This window comes from Sphingobium sp. LSP13-1-1.1, from assembly GCF_040676415.1.
Taxonomy (GTDB): Bacteria; Pseudomonadota; Alphaproteobacteria; order Sphingomonadales; family Sphingomonadaceae; genus Sphingobium.
On sequence record NZ_JBEGHU010000003.1, the window covers coordinates 63946 to 82392 of the forward strand.

Annotated in this window: 17 protein-coding genes and 1 tRNA gene; 8 read left to right on the plus strand and 10 right to left on the minus strand. The window is 65.4% G+C overall.

Annotation, left to right across the window (positions count from 1 at the left end; all coding sequences use genetic code 11):
• Window positions 1-15 precede the first annotated feature (15 nt).
• The gene (gene ssb / locus MRBLSP13_RS03810) at window positions 16-597 is read left to right on the plus strand and encodes a single-stranded DNA-binding protein (protein WP_363752784.1); all 582 of its coding nucleotides are present in this window, start codon (window positions 16-18) and stop codon (window positions 595-597) included.
• Window positions 598-710: 113 nt separating this feature from the next.
• On the opposite strand, the gene MRBLSP13_RS03815 is transcribed toward ssb, so the two are convergent.
• From MRBLSP13_RS03815 to MRBLSP13_RS03830, 4 genes are all read right to left on the minus strand, one after another.
• Window positions 711-2492: a sensor domain-containing diguanylate cyclase gene (locus MRBLSP13_RS03815; protein WP_363737517.1), complete on the minus strand. Its 1782-nt coding sequence runs from the start codon at window positions 2490-2492 to the stop codon at window positions 711-713.
• A 68-nt stretch (window positions 2493-2560) separates the two neighbouring features.
• A complete protein-coding gene (locus tag MRBLSP13_RS03820) occupies window positions 2561-4027 on the minus strand; it encodes an FGGY family carbohydrate kinase (RefSeq protein ID WP_363752786.1) in 1467 nt (488 codons plus the stop codon).
• On the minus strand, window positions 4024-5532 hold the full coding sequence (locus MRBLSP13_RS03825; RefSeq protein ID WP_363752788.1) for a glycerol-3-phosphate dehydrogenase: 1509 nt from the start codon (window positions 5530-5532) through the stop codon (window positions 4024-4026). Before MRBLSP13_RS03825 ends, MRBLSP13_RS03820 begins: the two co-directional genes overlap by 4 nt.
• Window positions 5533-5664: 132 nt before the next feature.
• Window positions 5665-6915, minus strand: coding sequence for a phospholipase D-like domain-containing protein (locus MRBLSP13_RS03830; protein ID WP_363752790.1), 1251 nt, complete (start codon window positions 6913-6915; stop codon window positions 5665-5667).
• A gap of 86 nt (window positions 6916-7001) precedes the next feature.
• On the opposite strand from MRBLSP13_RS03830, the gene rpoZ reads away from it, so the two are divergent.
• The gene (gene rpoZ / locus MRBLSP13_RS03835) at window positions 7002-7346 is read left to right on the plus strand and encodes a DNA-directed RNA polymerase subunit omega (protein ID WP_007688625.1); all 345 of its coding nucleotides are present in this window, start codon (window positions 7002-7004) and stop codon (window positions 7344-7346) included.
• 301 nt (window positions 7347-7647) lie between these two features.
• On the plus strand, window positions 7648-9426 hold the full coding sequence (locus MRBLSP13_RS03840; protein WP_363752792.1) for an AMP-dependent synthetase/ligase: 1779 nt from the start codon (window positions 7648-7650) through the stop codon (window positions 9424-9426).
• 42 nt (window positions 9427-9468) lie between these two features.
• Here the strand turns inward: MRBLSP13_RS03840 and MRBLSP13_RS03845 are convergent, their stop codons facing one another.
• From MRBLSP13_RS03845 to MRBLSP13_RS03855, 3 genes are read right to left on the minus strand one after another with little or no spacing between them, the layout of a single operon-like run.
• Window positions 9469-9885, minus strand: coding sequence for a hypothetical protein (locus MRBLSP13_RS03845; RefSeq protein WP_363752794.1), 417 nt, complete (start codon window positions 9883-9885; stop codon window positions 9469-9471).
• A 55-nt stretch (window positions 9886-9940) separates the two neighbouring features.
• On the minus strand, window positions 9941-10663 hold the full coding sequence (gene gloB / locus MRBLSP13_RS03850; RefSeq protein WP_363737527.1) for a hydroxyacylglutathione hydrolase: 723 nt from the start codon (window positions 10661-10663) through the stop codon (window positions 9941-9943).
• 4 nt (window positions 10664-10667) lie between these two features.
• Window positions 10668-11102, minus strand: a complete 435-nt coding sequence (locus tag MRBLSP13_RS03855; protein ID WP_363737529.1) for a VOC family protein — start codon at window positions 11100-11102, stop codon at window positions 10668-10670.
• 102 nt (window positions 11103-11204) lie between these two features.
• Here MRBLSP13_RS03855 and MRBLSP13_RS03860 point away from each other — a divergent pair, with 102 nt between their 5' ends.
• Complete coding sequence (locus MRBLSP13_RS03860) at window positions 11205-11909, plus strand: SIMPL domain-containing protein (protein ID WP_363752796.1); 705 nt, start codon at window positions 11205-11207, stop codon at window positions 11907-11909.
• A 40-nt stretch (window positions 11910-11949) separates the two neighbouring features.
• Here the strand turns inward: MRBLSP13_RS03860 and MRBLSP13_RS03865 are convergent, their stop codons facing one another.
• On the minus strand, window positions 11950-12819 hold the full coding sequence (locus tag MRBLSP13_RS03865) for a tetratricopeptide repeat protein (RefSeq protein ID WP_363752798.1): 870 nt from the start codon (window positions 12817-12819) through the stop codon (window positions 11950-11952).
• Complete coding sequence (locus MRBLSP13_RS03870; RefSeq protein WP_363752800.1) at window positions 12819-13574, minus strand: alpha/beta fold hydrolase; 756 nt, start codon at window positions 13572-13574, stop codon at window positions 12819-12821. Before MRBLSP13_RS03870 ends, MRBLSP13_RS03865 begins: the two co-directional genes overlap by 1 nt.
• 141 nt (window positions 13575-13715) lie before the next feature.
• Between MRBLSP13_RS03870 and MRBLSP13_RS03875 the strand changes: the two genes are divergently transcribed.
• Window positions 13716-13802, plus strand: a tRNA-Leu gene (locus tag MRBLSP13_RS03875).
• A 162-nt stretch (window positions 13803-13964) separates the two neighbouring features.
• The gene (locus tag MRBLSP13_RS03880) at window positions 13965-15188 is read left to right on the plus strand and encodes a tyrosine-type recombinase/integrase (protein ID WP_363752802.1); all 1224 of its coding nucleotides are present in this window, start codon (window positions 13965-13967) and stop codon (window positions 15186-15188) included.
• A 10-nt stretch (window positions 15189-15198) separates the two neighbouring features.
• Here MRBLSP13_RS03880 and MRBLSP13_RS03885 read toward each other — a convergent pair whose 3' ends face one another.
• Window positions 15199-16368 (minus strand): hypothetical protein, encoded by a 1170-nt coding sequence (locus MRBLSP13_RS03885; RefSeq protein WP_363752804.1) that lies wholly within the window; start codon window positions 16366-16368, stop codon window positions 15199-15201.
• Between the two features lie 558 nt (window positions 16369-16926).
• Between MRBLSP13_RS03885 and MRBLSP13_RS03890 the strand changes: the two genes are divergently transcribed.
• Both MRBLSP13_RS03890 and MRBLSP13_RS03895 read left to right on the plus strand, forming a co-directional pair.
• The gene (locus tag MRBLSP13_RS03890) at window positions 16927-17424 is read left to right on the plus strand and encodes an RNA polymerase sigma factor (RefSeq protein WP_363752880.1); all 498 of its coding nucleotides are present in this window, start codon (window positions 16927-16929) and stop codon (window positions 17422-17424) included.
• Entirely contained in the window at window positions 17417-18406 is a 990-nt protein-coding gene (locus tag MRBLSP13_RS03895; protein WP_363752806.1) for a FecR family protein, read from the plus strand. Before MRBLSP13_RS03890 ends, MRBLSP13_RS03895 begins: the two co-directional genes overlap by 8 nt.
• Window positions 18407-18447: the final 41 nt, after the last annotated feature.

Sequence of the window (18447 nt, forward strand, 5' to 3'; positions counted from 1 at the left end):
ACTATCGGAGGAAACATGGCGGGTTCGGTCAACAAGGTCATTCTGGTGGGCAATCTGGGCGCCGACCCGGAGGTGAAGAGCTTTCAGAATGGCGGGAAGGTGTGCAACCTGCGGATCGCGACCTCCGAAAGCTGGAAGGATCGCATGTCGGGCGAGCGCAAGGAGCGCACCGAATGGCACAGCGTCTCCATCTTCTCCGAAGGGCTGGCGGGCGTAGCGGAACGCTTTCTGCGCAAGGGGTCGAAGGTCTATCTGGAGGGCCAGCTGCGCACCCGCAAATGGCAGGACCAGTCCGGCAATGACCGCTACACCACCGAAGTGGTGCTGCAGGGGCCGGGCGCGGTGTTGACCATGCTGGATGGCGCGCCCGGAGGCGGTGGTCAGGGCGGCGGCGGACGCTCGCAGGGCGGCGGTGACTGGGGCGCCAGTTCGGGCAGCTTTGGCGGCGGCAATGATTATGATGATTTCGGCGGCGGCGGCGGCGGCGGCGGCGGCGGTGGCTTTGCTGGCGGTTCGGGCCGATCTTCAGGCGGCGGACGCGGCAGTGCGGGCGGGCCGAATTTCGACAATGACCTGGACGATGAAGTGCCGTTCTGAGGGATATTCAGCGGTAAATGACAGGAAGCGTTTTGCGATCCCTCACTCAACGGGATCGCAGACGCCTTACATCAGGATGCAGTGAAGCGGACGCATCGGCATCCTGCCAATGCTCAGGCTGCCAGGCGCAGGCAGTTCCTTCCACTATGCTTGGCGTTGTACAGCGCCTTGTCGGCGGCTTCGAGCACGGCCTGACTGTCGCTCTGTCCACTCAGGGCGACCAGCCCCGCGCTGAACGTCACCGGGATCAGGTCGCCCGAATCGATCTGAACGGGATGGGCCGTGACCATTTCACGCAGCCGTTCGCAGATCATGCTCGCCCGGACGACATCCGTGCCGCCGAGCAGGATGGCGAATTCCTCGCCGCCAAGGCGACCGATACTGTCGCCGCCGCGCAACCCCGGGCGCAGCCGATCGACAAAGCCCGCCAGCACGCGGTCGCCCGCGCCATGACCGTGGCAGTCGTTGACCGCCTTGAAATGGTCGATGTCGATCAGCAGCAGGCAGGCCCGTCCGCCATGACGGGCACGCAGCATTTCCTCTTCCAGCTTTTCCAGGAAAGCCCGCCGGCTGTCCGCGCCGGTCAGCGAATCCAACGCCGCCACCTGCTGCAGCGCGCGTTGCCGCGCCTTGTGCCGGGACATGTCGCGAATCGTGCAGACAAGGCCGGTGGGCATGCCGCGCTCGTCAACGACGGCGCGCGCCACCATCTCGCACCATTCGCTGCCCTGCGCCGATATGAAGGGGCGGAATTCGACCGTCTGCACTTCGCCGGGCTGGTGGAGCGCCCGGTCCAGCGTCGCGGTCACCTGTTCGCGGTCCACCGGGTCGACCAGATTGGCGGCGTCCTGCCCGATCAGCAGTTCGGGCGCGCAGCCGATCTGTTCTGCCGCCGAGGGGGAGGCATATTCGATCACGCCATCAACGCGGATGTTGAGCACGACATCGCCGCTGTTTTCCGCGATCGCGCGATAGCGCGCCTCGCTCTCCTGCAACATCTGGAACAGGCGCCGGCGGCTGTTGAGTTCCGCCGCGATCGGCATGGAAAGCAGGAAGCTGAAGGCCAGGAAGAGCTGGAAATACTGCATCCTTTCGCCCAGCGTGCCGGGGATCATGTGCAGCGGTCCATGGCCCGTCATGGTCGCCATGCCGCCGATCATCGCCAGGATGATGACCGACGCCGCAGCGCCCAGATTGCCCAGGCGGAAGACGATGGCGACCATCGGCAGCAGCAGCGCGAACAGCATGGGAAAGCGGGCCACGTAGAAGACGAAGCCGGTCGCCAGGGCGAAGAGCAGGAGCAATCCGAGCGCTTCACACTTCGCCCAGCGCCTGGTCTGGCCGAACCAGCGCCGCAATTCGCCCTTCATCAGCATGATCAGGATCGGCGTGCAGGTCAGCCCGCCCAGCACATGCCCGGTATACCATTGCAGCAGCGACGCACCGAACGGCACTGTCGTCAGTGCCGATGCCACGGAGGCGGCGGCCAGGCCCGCGACCAGATTGGCCGGGCCGCAGAGCGCGAGAATGAAGACGAACAGCGGCTGCATCGATCCCGCGAATTTCCCGCCTGGCGCAAAGCGGCGGCAGATCAGCGCGACGATAAGCGCTTCCAGCAGGTTGATGCCGGCCATCGGTATGGCGGCGGCGGTCCCCATGCCCCACAGGGCGGTCGACAGCGCACTTGCCATGCCGCAGGCGATCAGGGCCCGCGGCCAGACGCTGGCCCGCGATGTCAGCAGATAGGCCATCAGCAGCGCGTTGGCGCCCCAGATGAAGGCGAGGCCCCCTTCAAAGCGCGAACTGGCAAGCGCGATCGACGCCATGAAGAAATAAGCGCCTGCCAGGACGACAGGCTCAATGCGGGACGAAGTATGGCGAAGTGACGTCTGCATGTTCGGTCCCGCATTAGACGCTTATCGTTAAAATATACTCACGATCATGATTTTACAGTGGAGAAAAATCATGTGGACGCCAGCAAGGCGTGCCAGCGGCGTAGCCTTTCGTCCCTGGTATCGTCCGGCAGGGCAGGGGTGAACCGTCGCCGCGCCGCCCCCATCCCGCCGGCCGCGGCGGCAAGGGAAGGAAACAGGCCCGCGCCTACCGCCGCGAGCATCGCCGCGCCCCGGGCCGTCGTCTCCACATCGGCCGGGCGATCCACGGGCACGCCCAGAATGTCGGCCAGGTCCTGCGCGATCCAGTCATTGGCGCTCATTCCCCCGTCGATGCACAGGCCTTGCCAGGGCATGCCGTCGGAGCCGAACGCTCCGGCCAGGTCGTGAAGCTGGTGCGAGAGGGATTCGAGCGCCGCGCGCACGATATGCCCCCGCCGGGTCCCCAGCGTCAGCCCGCGGATCATGCCCGTGGCGTCCGGGCGCCAATGGGGGGCGCCCAGCCCCGCCAGCGCGGGCAGCATCGCGATGCCGCCGCTGTCCGGCACGGAACGGGCCAGGGTTTCGCTTTCCTCCGCCGTCGCGATCAGGCGCAGTTCGTCGCGCAGCCACTGGATCAGGCTGCCGGCGACGAACACCGACCCTTCCAGCGCATAATTCGTCTCTCCCGGCAGACGGCAGAGCAGGGTGCCGAGCAGACGATGCCGCGATACGGGCACGGTGCTGCCCATGGGAGCGAGGACGAAGGCGCCCGTGCCCAATGTCGCCTTGGCGCTGCCCGGCGTCAGGCAGCCCTGGCCAATGGTCGCCGCCTGCTGATCCCCCATCAATCCCCGGATCGCGATCGGCTGGCCGAACCATTCGGCCCGGGTTTCGGCAAAGGCGCCCACATTGTCGACGATCTGTGGCAGGGCGTGCGGCGGCACGCCGAACAGGTCGCATAGCCCCTGGTCCCAATCCGTACCGTCCAGCGCCATCAACTGGGTGCGGCTGGCATTGCTGGCGTCGCTGACATGCAGCCCGCCGGTCAGCTTCCACATCAGCCAGCTTTCTATGGTGCCGAAGGCGAGGGCGCTTCCCGCTTCCGCGACGGCGGGGGCATGGTCCAGCAGCCAGCGCATCTTCGTTGCGGAGAAATAGGGATCGAGCACCAGCCCTGTCCGCCGCTGGATCGCTTCCTCCTCGCCCGCGTCGCGCAGGACGGCGCAATGCCCGGCCGTGCGCCGGTCCTGCCAGACGATTGCGGGAGCCAGAGGCTGGCCGGTCCGCCGGTCCCACGCGACGACGGTTTCGCGCTGGTTGGTGATGCCGATGGCGGCGATGCGATCCGCGCCGCCCGCCCGCATCACCATGTCGCGCGCGCAGGCGAGCGTCTTGTCCCAGATTTCCGCCGCATCATGTTCGACCCAGCCGGGTTGCGGATAATATTGGCTGAGGTCCGCCTGCGCCATGCCCAGCCGTCGTCCGTCCGGCGCGAAGAGCATCGCGCGCGTCGATGTCGTGCCCTCGTCCAGCACCAGTATCAGACGCTCGTTCATCCCCTCTCCCCCAGCCAGTCCCGCACATGCGCCTTCTGTCCCGCATCGAGGCGCAGTCCCAACTTCGTGCGGCGCCACAATATGTCGTCGGCCGTGACCGCCCATTCCCGCGCGACCAGATAGCGCAGCTCCGCCTCGGTCAGGCCATGGCCGAAATGCGTGCCCAGAGCCTCCATGTCCCGCGCACCGTCCAGCCACTCCCATGCACGGGTGCCATAGGCGCAGGCGATCCGCTGCGTCGACGCATAGTCGAGAAAGGGATAGTCGCAGCCCAGATCGGCGATCAGCCGGTCGCGCTCCTGCATCGGGAAGTCGCCGCCCGGCAGCGCCGCCTTCGCCGTCCAGTCGCCCGCGGGCAGGCTGGGGAAAAAGGGTCTGAGCATCGCCACCGCCTCGGCCGCGAGGTGGCGATAGGTGGTGATCTTGCCGCCGAACAGGCTGAGCAGCGGCGCTTCCCCCCGTGGCGCGTCAAGCTCCAGCCGATAGCCGCGCGTCGCGGCTTCCGGTTTTCCCGAACCATCGTCGACCAGCGGCCGGACGCCGGCATAGGACCACAGCACGTCCTGCGGCGTGATGATCCTTCGGAAATAGCGGTTCGCGCCGTCGCAGAGATAGGCGATCTCGTCGGGCGCAGGTTGGACATCGTCGATCGGCCCCTGATGATCGCGGTCGGTCGTGCCGATCAGGGTGAAGTCGCGCTCATAGGGCAAGGCAAAGAAGATGCGTCCATCGGGCAGCTGGAAGAAATAGGCAAAGCCATGGTCGAACAGGCGCGGCACGACGATATGCGATCCGCGCACCAGCCGCATGTGGCGCGCCGTTTCGCCATGGGCGCGATGGAGAAGGTCGAGCACGAGCGGCCCGGCGGCATTGACCACGGCGCGGGCGCGGAATCGCGGCATCGATCCGTCGTTCGCCTGCGCATGGATCGTCCAGCCGCCTTTGTCCCGTTCCAGCCGCTGCACGTCCGTCCGGGTGCGCACCTCCGCACCCCTTTCAGCCGCATCGCGGGCGTTGAGGATGACGAGGCGGGCATCGTCGACCCAGCCGTCGGAATAGAGGAAGGCCTTGCCGAAGCCGGGTTGCAGCGGCCGTCCGGCCGGATGGCGGCGCAGGTCGATGCCCTGCGTCGGCGGCAGGGCGTGCCGGCCGCCGATATGGTCGTACAGGAAGAGGCCCAGTCGCAGCATCCAGCGCGGCCGCAGCCCCGGCACCCAGGGCAGCACGAAGCGCAGCGGATGGATGATGTGCGGGGCGATCGCCCAGAGCCTCTCGCGTTCCGCCAGCGATTCGCGCACCAGGCCGAATTCCCGATGCTCCAGATAACGCAGCCCGCCATGGATCAGCTTGGTGGAGGCGGACGATGTGCCCTGCGCCAGGTCGCCGCGCTCCAGCAGCAGCACCCGCGCACCGCGCCCGGCCGCGTCACGAGCCACGCCGCAGCCATTGATGCCGCCCCCGATCACGGCAATGTCATAGGGGGTCGGGTCTGTCTCCCTCGTCACCCCGTCATCCTAGAGCATCGGGCGGAAAAGTGGGAACCGGTTTTCCGCTGGCGATGATGCGACGAGAAAACCGTGTTGGCGGCTGGCATCAGATTTGACGCAGCGCGCTCCAGCGCTTGCGGAACGGAACTGCTAGTCGGCATCGGGGTCGCGGAAGTTGAGGCGGCGGGTCACAGTGTAGTCGAGCACGCCGACCAGGAAATAGCTGATCCACTGTTTGACCAGCGTGGGCAGGCTGCGCTGGGAGCGGTAGGTTTCGAGAGTGACCTGGCGGCTTTCTCCCGCCCTACGGTCGATCAGCGCCCGCATCGCCTTGGCAAAGCCGGCATGCTCGATCCGCAGCATGATTTCCAGGTTGAGGAACAGGCTGCGCATGTCGAAATTGGCCGAGCCGATATAGACCGCATCGTCCACCACGATCAGCTTCATGTGCAGCTTGCACGGTTGATATTCCCAGATCTCCACGCCGCGCCGGAGGAGGGGGCCATAGAGCAGCCGCGCCGCCGCGACGGTCGCGCCATTGTCGGACCTGGAGGGCAGGATGAGGCGAGATCCCTTGCGCCGCGCGGCCCTGGCAATGCGCTTGAGCATGCCGCGGCCCGGCGAGAAATAGGCCTCCACCATGTCGAGCCGCCCTGCCTGCTCCAGATCATGCTTCACAAGCTGCGCCCAGGGACTGAGCCGCCGGGTGGGGCCGCCGATCACCCAGCGCATCGGCTCGTCCGCTACGGGATGGATGGGGCTGTGCCAGTTGCGCACCATGCGGCGCAGCGTGCGGAACCGCTGCCTTCGCGTCGAGACCCAGCGCCAGAGCTGGCCGTACCAGCTGGTCATCGCCTGCACCTGCGGCCCTTCCACCAACAGGCCCAGATCGTGCCAGCAATCCTCCGCCGGAATCCCGAAATAGCCGTCCTCGACGTTGAAGCCGCCCATCAGCAGCCGTCGGTCGTCGGCAATCGCCAGCTTCTGGTGATTGCGGATCAGGTAGCGCATCGATCGGCGCACGCCGAAGCGGCCGAAATGCGCTCCCGCAGCCACCAGCGGATCGAAGAAGGCGAGCGGCGTCGATCCCGATCCGAAAGCGTCGATCATCAGCGTGACCGCCACCCCGCGCCGCTGTGCCGCGATCAGCCGGTCCAGGATCAGCCGTCCGCTGTCGTCGGCCGCGAAGATGTAATAATAGAGCTTCACGCTTTCCCGCGCGCCGTCGATCAGGTCGACCAGCGCCTGCCGCAGCGCCGGCCCCGTCTCGATCACGCGCAGGTGGTTGGCGTGCAGCGACAGGTCGATCTGTTCCCTGCCCTGTTCCCCGCCATGACCCGGCTCTGCCTGCCCGATGCTCGCCATGCTCCGTTCATGCCCGCATTCGGGGCGGCTGGCCATGACTTTATGGGCTTTTCATTGACTCTTGGAACAGGCGCTGTTAGGCGCGCATTTCACTATTTTACCTTTGGTTCAGGAGCGCCCGTTTGGCCCGCGTTACCGTCGAAGATTGCGTCGACAAGGTTACCAACCGTTTTGACCTCGTCCTGCTTGCCGCGCAGCGCGCCCGCGAGATTTCCGGCGGCGCGGAGCTGACGCTGGACCGTGATCGCGATAAAAATCCCGTCGTGGCACTGCGTGAAATCGCGGAAGAGACGGTCCTTCCGGTCGATCTGCACGATTCGCTCGTCGCGTCGCTGCAGAAGGTGCAGATTGACGATGACGACACGCCCGATGAAATCGGCTCGATCGCCCAGTCGGCGGAGGCGCTGCGCCTGACCGCCGCGGCCCCGCCGCGCAACCAGAATATCGGCGGCGATTACGACGGCTGATCCGGTCACCAGCTTGGAGAGGGAATGAGGCCCGGCCTGCGCAAGCAGGACCGGGCCTCACCGTTTCAGGGAGCGGGTCGGCCTGGCTCAGGTCGCAGGAACGGCATCACGCCTTCCCGGCGCGCTGCATGCGGGCGAATGCCTGTCTTCTTCCCATTCTCGTCCAGATTGAATCTCCGCACTCGCAAGCGTCTTGGGAAAGCCGCGAAAAATCTTGGCCGTTACGGCATGGCGCGGTTATAGCCTGCCAGGCAGGCGGAAGAGCGCGCCGAAGATGCGCCGCGAGTGAGGAGATGCCGTTTTGAGCGCGAAGGAGCGTTTTCCCAATCTGGTGACCCTGTTCTTCGCCCGCGCGAAGGCGATGGGTGACGCGCCTTTCCTCTGGCGCAAGACAGCCGGGCAATGGCAGTCGCTGAGCTGGACCGAGGTCGCCCTTGAAGTCGCCTCGTTGGCCAGCGCCTTGCAGGCGCAGGGGCTGAAGCCCGGCGATCCGGTGATGCTGGTCAGCGAGAACCGGCCGGAATTCTGCATCGCCGACCTTGCCATCATGGCGGCCGGATGCGTCACCGTGCCGACCTACACCACGAACACCACGCGCGATCACCAGCATATCCTGACCGACAGCGGCGCTCGCGCGGTCATCGTCTCCACTGCGAAGCTGGCGCAGACCCTGATGCCCGCCGTGCTTCGATCGCAGGCGAACATCGTCATCGGCATGGAGCCGTTGCGCGGCATGCAGGGGCAGGTCACCTGCCATTTGTGGAGCGACCTGATCGCCCATTATCCCACCGACATCGAAGCCTGCGCCGCCAGCCAGGCGGCGAAGCGCGAGGATCTGGCCTGCATCATCTATACCAGCGGCACCGGCGGCGCGCCGCGCGGGGTGATGCAGCATCATGGTGCGATCCTCTGCAACATCGAGGGCGCGGACAGCTTGCTGGAGGAGGATTTCGGGCGGGGCGAAGAGGTGTTCCTGTCCTTCCTCCCCCTTTCCCACGCCTATGAGCATAGCGGGGGCCAGTTCCTGCCGATCATGGCGGCCGGGCAGATCTATTATGCGGAAGGGCTGGAAAAGCTGGCCAGCAATATCGAGGAGGCAAGGCCGACGATCATGGTCGTCGTCCCCCGCCTGTTCGAGGTGCTGCGCACCCGCATCATCAAGTCGATCGAGAAGCAGGGCAAATTTCCCACCTATCTGCTGGGACAGGCGCTGCGCATCGCGGCGAAGGAACAGCAGGGGAGGACATCCCTGATCGACCTGCCGATGAAGGCGCTGCTGGCGCGGACGCTGAAGCCCAAGGTGGCGGCGCGCTTCGGCGGGCGGATGAAGGCGCTGGTGTCAGGCGGCGCTCCTCTCAATCCCGATGTCGGCCTGTTCTTCGATGCCATGGGACTGACGCTGCTCCAGGGCTATGGCCAGACCGAGGCCGGGCCGGTGATCAGTTGCAACCGGCCGCGCGCGGGGATCGCCATGGATACGGTGGGGCCGCCGCTCGACGGCGTGGAGGTGCGGATTGCGGAGGATGGCGAAATCCTCGTCCGCGGCGAGCTGGTGATGCACGGCTATTGGCGCAATCCGGCGGAAACGGAAAAGGCGTTGCAGGATGGGTGGCTGCACACCGGCGATATCGGGGAGATCGATGCCAGGGGGCGCATACGCATCACCGACCGCAAGAAGGACCTGATCGTCAACGACAAGGGCGACAATGTCTCGCCCCAGAAAGTCGAAGGCATGCTGACGCTCCAGCCGGAGATCGGGCAGGCGATGGTCCATGGCGACCGTCGTCCGCATCTGGTGGGGCTGCTGGTGCCAGACGCCGAATGGACGCGCGAATGGGTGCAGGCGCGGGGGCGCAAGGTCGAGGGGATCGAGGCGGATGGCGATTATCTGGCTGCGCTGCGCGCCGCCGTCGATCGGGTGAACGACGATCTGTCCGTGATCGAGCGGGTGCGGCGCTTCATCCTGGCCGACGAGCCCTTCACCATCGACAATAGCGAGATGACCCCGTCGATGAAGATCCGTCGGCATGTCATCCGCGCCCGCTATCAGGATCGGCTGGACGCGCTGTACAAGGGGTAGGTTGTTCCTGCCCGTGCGGGAAGGCCGCGCCGGGAGGCGATCCTATTTGCTCGGCGAGCGATAGGGCGTGAAGTCGCCAAGCGCGCAGCTTCCCGTCACCATTCCCGTGGTCAGGTCGGCGCTGGTGACCATGTCGCCCCGGCAATATTGCGATCCCCAGGTCTTGATGATCATCGTATCGCCACGCGTCAGCCCGGTACAACTGCCGATCAGGTCGTTGCGATAGACCAGTCGCCCGCTGACCCGATAGAGCAGCACATTGCCGCTGATGGCGGTCAGGTTGGTCTGGGGTTCGTGATTGACGCAACTCGTCTTTTCGCCGGCCACCTTGCCGGCGAGGGCTTGTTCCAGCTCACTCGTCTGTTTTTCGGTCAGCTTGGGCGGCTGATAGCTGCCCGAGCATCCCGCCAGCAACAGCGGGACAAGCCACGGGACGGACCGCGATATCCATGGACGCACGACACCTCTCCTCATTCGTCCCCGCTTCCAAGACGCTCAACCGGCGTGGAAACCGTCACGCCGCATCCTTCGCCGCCCGTCGCTCCGCCAGTTGCGCGACATCGCGGGCGCGCATGAAGATGTTGGTCGCGCGCTCCTGCCCGATGCTGGTCGGCACGGTAGCCTCCCCCCGCAAACGCGCTGCGTCGACCTGCGCCATGCGGGTGTGCAAGGCGGCGTTGTCAGGCTCGACCGTCAACGCGAAGCGGCCGTTCGACTGCGTATATTCATGCGCGCAATAGACGATGGTATCGTCGGGCAACTCGGCCAGGCGCTGCATATTGGCGAACATCTGCGCCGCCGTCCCCTCGAACAGTCGGCCACACCCCATGGCGAACAGCGTGTCGCCCACGAAGATCATATGGTCGTCCGCCAGATGATAGGCGACATGGCCCGCGGTATGGGCGGGCACGGCCAGCACGGCCGCCCGGTGGGCGCCGATGCACACGCTGTCGCCCTCCCTGACCATGCGGTCCAGCGTGCCGATCTTCTCGGCCTCCGCCGCGGGGCCGGTGATGGTGCAGCCGGTCGCCGCCCTGATCGCCGCATTGCCGCCGACATGGTCGCCATGCCAGTGGGTGTTCCAGATCTGGCTGATCGTCCAGCCCCTTTGCTGCGCTGCCTCCAGCACTGGCCCGGCGACGGCAGGATCGACGACGACGGTTTCCTTGCTGGCATCATCGTGCAGCAGCCAGACATAATTGTCGTTCAGGACGGGGATGCGGACGACTTCCAGCATGGTTTTACCAGACTCCGACATTGGGCATGGAAACCCAGGGCTCGGCCGGTTCCAGACGCCCGTCCTGCAGCAGTTCGACGGAAATATCGTCCGGCGTCCGCACAAAGGCCATATATCCGTCACGGGGCGGGCGGTTGATCGTCACGCCCGCATCCAACAGCCGCTGGCAGGTCTCATAGATATTCTCGACCCGATAGGCGAGGTGCCCGAAATTGCGGCCGCCGCCATAGACCTCCGGCGGGGTGCCGTCCTCGGCAGGCCAGTTGTAGGTAAGCTCGACCTGCGCCTCCTCATCCCCCGGCGCGGCGAGGAAGACCAGGGTGAACCGACCCTCCGCGCTGTCGAAGCGTTTCTGTTCTTCCAGGCCGAGCAGGCGGAAGAAGTCCACGGTGCGGTCAATGTCGGTCACGCGGATCATCGTGTGCAGATATTTGGGCAAGTCTTCACTCCATTAGTCGCCATAAAGCAACGGTTCATCTCTGACGCCTTAGATGACCAGAAGATAAGCCCTGGCGGGCCTGGACGGAAGAGGGGAGGCGGCATGGCTTTAACCTATCATGACAAGCTTTTCGTGGTATGCGCGGGGGTGCTGGCCCTTGGCATGGTCGGCGGCGGTTACCTCCTGGGCGACGGGCTCAAGCGGGCCAAGGCGGCGGATCGTTCCGTGACGGTCCGCGGGCTGGCGGAAAAGGATGTGACGGCCGATCTTGCCACCTGGTCGATCAGCTACTCGGCCACCGGTTTCGACTTGCCCTCCGTCCGGGCGGAGATCGACAATAATACGCGGGAACTGCGCGCCTATTTCGCCAGCCTCGGCTTCAGGTCGGATGCGCTGACGGCGACCGGCGCGGGCGTCAATCAATATATCAATAATGGCGTGAACACGATCACCATCACCCAGCGGATGTTGCTGCGCACGACCGACATCAGCCGTGCCCAGCGCGCCGTGGCGCAGCAATTCGACCTGGTCCGGCGCGGCGTCACGCTGCAGGAGGGATCGGGCATGCGCTACAGCTTCACCAAACTCAACGACGTGAAGCCGCAGATGGTCGCCGCCGCCACCCGGGATGCCCGCGCCGCCGCCGAACAGTTCGCCCGGGACAGCGGCGCCAATGTGGGTGGCATCAAGAGCGCGACCCAGGGCTATTTTTCGATCGAGGCGCGCGATGGCGAGGCCGACGGGTCCAGCGATACGCCGTACAAGAAGGTCCGGGTCGTCACGACGGTCGACTTCTACCTCGATTAGGACCGGTCGGCATCCAGAAGAGGATGCGCCCGGAGCACCTTCAGTTGGCGGGCTTCGGCGTCAGGCGGGAAAGATTGTCGGCGGCGGCCTTTCCTGCGGGAGCATCCGCGGCCAGCTTCACGGCGCGTTGCCAGGCGGAGCGGGCAACATCCTCATGATCGGTGAGGATGGCGATATTGCCCTCCTCCAGCGCGACAGAGGCATCATCCGGGGAAAGCTGCACCGCGCGCGCAATCTGCGCCTGGGCCAGTTTCATCTCTCCCGATCGTCGCGCCAGGGTGGCCGAAAGCAGCCAGGCCAGCGGATCCTGCGGCACCTGCTCCAGCGCGATGTCCAGGGAGTCTCGCGCGGCCTGGGCATCGTTCAGCGCCACCAGTGCGCGGGCGCGGTCGAGATGCACCTCTCCCTTCTCCACCCCATCGGGCAGGCCGCGCGCCAATGCCGCGTCGAAATCGTCGCGCGCCTTGGCAGCATCGCCGGCCGCCAGCGCGGCATTGCCCGCCTGCGCCCATAAACGGCCGCTCTGCACCATTTCGCCGTTGCGTTCGGCTTCATCCGCCCCCTGTTCGAAGGCGACGATCGCCGGCGCCCAGCGTTCGGCGCGGGCATAGGCAAAGCCCATGCAGTTGCGCGCATAGAAGCTGCCGCCTTCGATACGCCATTGTTGCGCGAAGTCGACGCCCTTGTCGGGCGCCTCCACCGCCTGATCCAGACAGGCCTGGAATTTCGCGGCATATTTGTCCGGCACGGGAATGCGGCCGTCGCTTGCCGTCGTCGCTGCCCGTGCAGGCGCAGCGGGGACGGAAGCCGCGGCCTCCGCCTTTTCCTTCCTCTTGCGGTTCATCACCGCCTCGATCTCCGGATCATAGGCCTGCGGCGCGAGCAGAAGCAGCGGGAGGAGAAAGGGCATCAGAGGCTGTCCAACAGGCTGGCGACGGTCCGGATCAGCAGGGCGATGTCGGCGTCGCGGGAAAGGCGATGGTCGCCATCCTTAATCAGCAGCATCTGCACATCGGATGAACGCAGCCGCTCCGCGATGCGCAGCGCCGTCTGCCACGGTACATCTGGATCGGCCTGGCCCTGCAACAGGCGAACCGGGCAATCGATCGCGATTTCCTCCTCCAGCAGGCGGAGCGACTGGCCGGATTCCCAGAAGGCCAGGGTGGTGACATAGGGATCATCGCCATAGGGGGTCGGTTCCAGGAGTCGGCCCTCCGTTGCCAGCAAGGCCTTGTCCGCCTGGGTAAAGCCCCATTCGGTGAAATCCGGCGCCGCCGCGATGCCGACCAGCCCCGCCACTCGCCCCGGTCGCGCCAGCGCGATCAACAGCGCCAGCCAGCCGCCCATGGACGACCCGACCAGCACCAGCGGCCCGTCTGTCAGCGAATCGATCAGCAGCAGCGCATCGTCGCGCCAACTCGCCAGCGTCCCATCCTCGAACCGCCCGTCGCTCACCCCATTGCCGGCATAGTCGAGACGGAGCATCGCCCGGCCCTGATCCCGCGCCCAATGGTCCAGCGCGACCGCTTTGCCGCCTTCCATGTCGGACATGTAGCCGGGCAGGAAGATGATCGTCGGCCCCGCGCCCGGCCGATGGCGATAGGCGAGCCGCAATCCGTCCCCGCGCGCGAAAAAGGCGGGTGGAGCGGTTTCGGGGCGTTCCATGCTATTTCTCCAGTTCAGCGGCAGGGGCCTGAAAAAGGCTCGTAAAAGGTCTTGGCGGGGAAACCAGAAAAAATAAGAATAATCCACCCGGCGTGATTGACAGCCCTCCGACCAGAGGCTAGTTGCGCGCTCCTACCCCGTGCCCAGATGGCGGAATTGGTAGACGCACCAGCTTCAGGTGCTGGCGATCGCAAGGTCGTGGAGGTTCGAGTCCTCTTCTGGGCACCATTTGTTCTCCTGGCGACGTCCGGGAACGTCCGAAAAACGGCTGATTTCAGCCGTTTTTTGTGCTAAGACCGTCCGGTCAAATCCGGGCTGATCCGGCACCAATCGGGAACAAATATGGTATCCTGCATGGTATCGAAGGCCCCTTATGGACGGGCCGATACCATGGGAAAACTCTTCGCTACCACCGTCACGAGCGCCAGGCCGAGGGAGCGCGAATACAAGCTCACCGACGGTGCCGGCCTCTATCTCCTCGTCAAGCCGAACGGCCGCAAGCTCTGGCGGCTGAACTATGCCTATCTCGGCAAGCAGCGCACGCTTTCCTTTGGCGCGTGGCCCGACGTCGGCCTCGCCGACGCGCGCGAGCGGCGCGACGAGGCGCGCAAGCTGATCGCCGCCGGCCTCGATCCCTCGCACGAAGCGAAGCTCGCCGAGGCGCGCGCGATGCTGTCCGAGGAAAACAGCTTCAAGCTGGTCGCCGAAGAATGGGTCGCCAAGCAGGAACGCGAGGGCATGTCGGAGGTCACGCTCAGCAAGATCCGCTGGCTGCTCGGCAAGGCCTATCCCAGGATCGGCAGCCGTCCGGTAGCCAAGATCACGCCGCAGGAAGCGCTGGCCGTGCTCCGCTCGATCGAGGCCACCGGTCGCTACGAAAGCGCGCGCCGGATGCGCAGCGTCCTCGGTCGCGTGTTCCGCTACGCCATCGCCACCACGCGCGCCGAAATGGATCCATCCCGCGATTTGCGCGGCGCGCTGACGGTTCCCAAGGCCAAGCATCTCGCCGCCATCACCACGCCCAAGGGCGCGGGCGAACTGATGCGCGCCATCGAGGGGTACACCGGCCACGCCATCACCCTGTTCGGGCTCCGGCTCTCGGCCCATCTGTTCGTGCGACCGGGCGAACTGCGCCAGGCCGAGTGGAGCGAATTCGACTTCGACCGCTCGGTCTGGAACATCCCCGAGCAGAAGATGAAGATGCGTCGACCGCACCGCGTGCCGCTGTCCACGCAGGTCATCGCGCTCTTCGAACAGCTCTGGGAGTTGACGGGCACGGGACGATACTGTTTCCCCTCCTTCCGCTCGCCGCTTCGCCCGATGTCCGAGAACACGGTCAACGCGGCCCTTCGAGCGCTCGGTTTCAGCCAGGCGGAAATGACGGCGCATGGCTTTCGGGCGATGGCGGCGACACTGCTCAACGAAACGGGCAAGTTCAATCCTGACGCCATCGAGCGCCAGCTCGCCCATATGGAAACCAACGCCATAAGGCGTGCCTATACCCGCGGCGAATATTGGGACGAGCGCGTGCGGATGATGCAGTACTGGTCGGATCAGCTCGACGAGATGCGCGACGGCGCAAGGGTTCTGAAGCCCAACTTCCGGCGCGCCTGAGGCTCCCAACCTAGCGCTCACGATAGGTCGTCTCCGTCACGTCGGAGATCGACCGTAAGACAGCGGACGAACCCTGTGCGAGCGGATCATGGGCCTGCACATGCGCTTGCGCCCATTCCAGCCATTCGGCGGCAGGCGTGCCGCCGATTTCCAATGAAGAATCCGGGATCGCGGCGCGCAGCGCCATGAGGAAATCCCGCGCCAGTTCAGCTTCGCGCCATCTGCCGGCCTGTTCGAGAAAGCACCGGAAGCGGTCGCGGTCGAGCTTGAGCTCCTGCGCCAGGACTTGGCGGCACCGTTCCTCGGTCTCCCTTAGTCGCTGCCGCTCCTCGGCCTCTTGGCGCGCTGCCGCCATCATCGGGAATGCCGCAAGCAGGGTAGCGAGTATGTCGCCCACCCTGTCCTCGATCATGCCCTTGCGGCCGTCCTGCCAGACGCGGGGCAAATCGCCGGGCAACCAGCGCTTGATCTCGAAGACCAGCACATCCGTCTCGACCAGTTCTCGCCGGTATTGCTTGCCGGAGCCATGCCACGGTCTCTCTTCGGCAGTGAGGCGCTGGCGCACTTCCTTGAGCCGGGGCCTCAGTTGAAATGCGATCTCGTCCTGTCCGCACCGCGCAACGGGACCATGCCGGTCTGTCTCGGCGACGACGATCTTCTCTGCTTCCAAGGCTTTGAACAGGGTGTCCAATATCCTGAGGCGACGCCGTTCGAGCGGCGTGAAAGGCGCGGCCCGGACCGGCCGGTTGGGCCAGATATCATAGACCAGCCTTCCCCGGGCGATCGCCTCCCTTCGATTTGCAAGCCAGCCGGCAACGATGGAGTGCGGATCCGAAAGCCGATCGGCCACGCGCACCGCTTTGCGAATGTGGCGGGCCGCCGCAAGAGGGTCGTGCGCAGTTGACGACGCACTACCATCCGGGTGCGGGGTAATTTCTATCTTCTCGTCCATGCCGGCTTTTGCGGGCGGCAAGGCCGGCACGGCGATCTCCTTTCCGGCCGCGACCTTGTTCCAGTGCCCAGGCCGAGGACGCGGGATATCGAGACGGTCGCACAGTTTGGCGAGACTTTGATCCGATATGCTGAAGCGTCCTGCGAGGTGGCGGAGAGGTTCGGCCCAGACCAGGGCGTGAAGTTCGGTACGGGACAGCAATGCACGGTCCAACAGCGTGGTGGGCATATCCATCGGACAGTCTTTCACTCCAAAGCCACATGCATGAGGACGCCGGAAGCTGCCGATCCGCCGCCCAAAACCGGTTTGCGATCATTCCATGACGCTCGGATTGAGAAATACCCGACAAGAAAAATGCATCGGCAATGACGCCGCTCGATTGGAAGGATATTATGTCTGTTCAGAGCCTTAAATCGCCTTGTTCCGCAGAGCCGGGCTTGCGTCTTGGACGACCTGCGATAAGCTGAAGGCGCGCCATCGATGCATGGCGCCGAGGCGTGAGAACCTCGTGCGAGATGAAATGGATCCGCCATCGTGCGGCCGGGTGGCCGACGCGCATGTCCAAGCCGTTCGCGGCCAAAGGCGTTGGCGCATGTGCTCGTGCATGTTCTCAACACCCGGCTTTCGCCGGCATCGCCTCGCCAGACGCGAGGAGATGCGATCGATGCGATCCACAGCCGGGATCGGCGCACTGCGCCACAAGCCATGCGGCCTGCACTAGGAGCGGCCCGTTTGCCGATCGACGAAGGCGAGCCGCTGCCGCCGACGCATGATCGCGTGACATCGATGGCGCCGACCATCGACGAATTGTACCGAACTGAGAGGCCACGGCTCCTGCGCTTCCTCGATCGTCGCGCTCCTGACGATCGCGCCGAGGAGATCGTCCAGCAGGTCTTCACCCGGCTCGTTGCCCGCGCGCAAACCGATGCCGTCGCGATCCATTCGCCCGGAGCCTATCTGCGCGAGGCCGCGCACAATCTCCTGCGCGATCACGCCCGCACCGTTGCCCGTAATCACCAGTCCCAGCATGTGCCGATAGACGATGTCGAAATTGGAAGCGGGGATCCTGTCGCTGCGTTGGAGGCGCGCGACCGTCTTGCCCGTATCGAACAGGCCGTCCTGCGCCTCAAGCCGCTGACCCGGCAAATATTTCTCGCTTGCCGCCTTGATGGCTATAGTTACGCCGAAATCGCGGAACAGACGGGATTGAGCGTGCGAGGCGTGGAAAAGCAGATGAGCCGGGCGATCAAGCAACTTGGGCGACACCTCAGCGACCATGGCTGACGAAGTTCGTTCCATTCCGCGCGCTATCCAGGATGCCGCCGGGGATTGGCTGGCACGTCGGCAGGAACCTGCGAGTCCGGACGTCGAGCGAGCCTTTGCCGTCTGGCTGGATGCCGATCCGCGCCATCGGATCGCCTATGCGCAGGCGGAGCGTCACTGGCAGGATAGCTCGTTGCTGGCCGACAGCGACATCGGCCGCACGCGAAAGCTGGTTCGCGCACCCTTCCTGATGCGGCACAGCACCCATGTTGCGGCTGCCAGCCTTGGCGTCGTCGTCCTGCTCGGGATCGGCGGTATCGGCTTGCTGCGCAATGGATCCCCTCTCGAACTGGTTTCTCCGGCGCAAGCCGCGACCTACGAAACCGCGCTGGGCGAAATCAGGACCATATCGCTGGCGGACGGATCGCAGCTCACGCTCGACACCGCCACGCGCGTGCGTGTCACCCTTTCCGCGAGCGAGCGGAAGGTCTCGCTGGAACGAGGCCGCGCGCGCTTTCGCGTTGCGCCGGACGGCAAGCGACCGTTCACCGTTACGATTCCCGGCGGCACTGTCGTTGCACGCAGCACGCTGTTCGACGTCAGCGTGGAAAGCGGAAGTCCCGTGGTGGCGGTGATTGAGGGGCGGGTCGATCTCACCAGCACAAGTGACGCAGCCTCCCATCCAGCCCGAACGCTTGCCGCTGGACAGACCGCAGACCTGGGCAATGCCGACATGCCCCGTCCTACGTTGCCGGCCGAGACCCAATGGGTGTCCGGCATGCTGGCGCTGGACAGCGGCCCGCTTGGCGAGGCCGTCGCAGCCATCAACCGCTACAACCGCATCCAGATACGCCTTGCCGAGCCTGAGCTGGCCCGCCTGTCGGTTACCGGCGCCTTCCAGGTGCGCAATCCGGACGCCTTCGCCCGGGCCGTGGCAGCGACATTCGGGCTCGGTATCGACCGAACCGATCCGGGCGTGATCCTTCTTCGCAGCGCTCCGTAGGATGTTTTGACCCTTCACTGAAAAAAACCTGTCGTGGGTTT

Bases quoted from the DNA above. Each gene is read 5' to 3' on its own strand.
- ssb (WP_363752784.1), top strand. From the start codon at position 16: ATGGCGGGTTCGGTCAACAAGGTCATTCTGGTGGGCAATCTGGGCGCC.
- MRBLSP13_RS03815 (WP_363737517.1), bottom strand. From the start codon at position 2,492: ATGCAGACGTCACTTCGCCATACTTCGTCCCGCATTGAGCCTGTCGTC.
- MRBLSP13_RS03820 (WP_363752786.1), bottom strand. From the start codon at position 4,027: ATGAACGAGCGTCTGATACTGGTGCTGGACGAGGGCACGACATCGACG.
- MRBLSP13_RS03830 (WP_363752790.1), bottom strand. From the start codon at position 6,915: ATGGCCAGCCGCCCCGAATGCGGGCATGAACGGAGCATGGCGAGCATC.
- gloB (WP_363737527.1), bottom strand. From the start codon at position 10,663: ATGCTGGAAGTCGTCCGCATCCCCGTCCTGAACGACAATTATGTCTGG.
- MRBLSP13_RS03860 (WP_363752796.1), top strand. From the start codon at position 11,205: ATGGCTTTAACCTATCATGACAAGCTTTTCGTGGTATGCGCGGGGGTG.
- MRBLSP13_RS03865 (WP_363752798.1), bottom strand. From the start codon at position 12,819: ATGCCCTTTCTCCTCCCGCTGCTTCTGCTCGCGCCGCAGGCCTATGAT.
- MRBLSP13_RS03870 (WP_363752800.1), bottom strand. From the start codon at position 13,574: ATGGAACGCCCCGAAACCGCTCCACCCGCCTTTTTCGCGCGCGGGGAC.
- MRBLSP13_RS03880 (WP_363752802.1), top strand. From the start codon at position 13,965: ATGGGAAAACTCTTCGCTACCACCGTCACGAGCGCCAGGCCGAGGGAG.
- MRBLSP13_RS03885 (WP_363752804.1), bottom strand. From the start codon at position 16,368: ATGCCCACCACGCTGTTGGACCGTGCATTGCTGTCCCGTACCGAACTT.
- MRBLSP13_RS03890 (WP_363752880.1), top strand. From the start codon at position 16,927: ATGGCGCCGACCATCGACGAATTGTACCGAACTGAGAGGCCACGGCTC.
- MRBLSP13_RS03895 (WP_363752806.1), top strand. From the start codon at position 17,417: ATGGCTGACGAAGTTCGTTCCATTCCGCGCGCTATCCAGGATGCCGCC.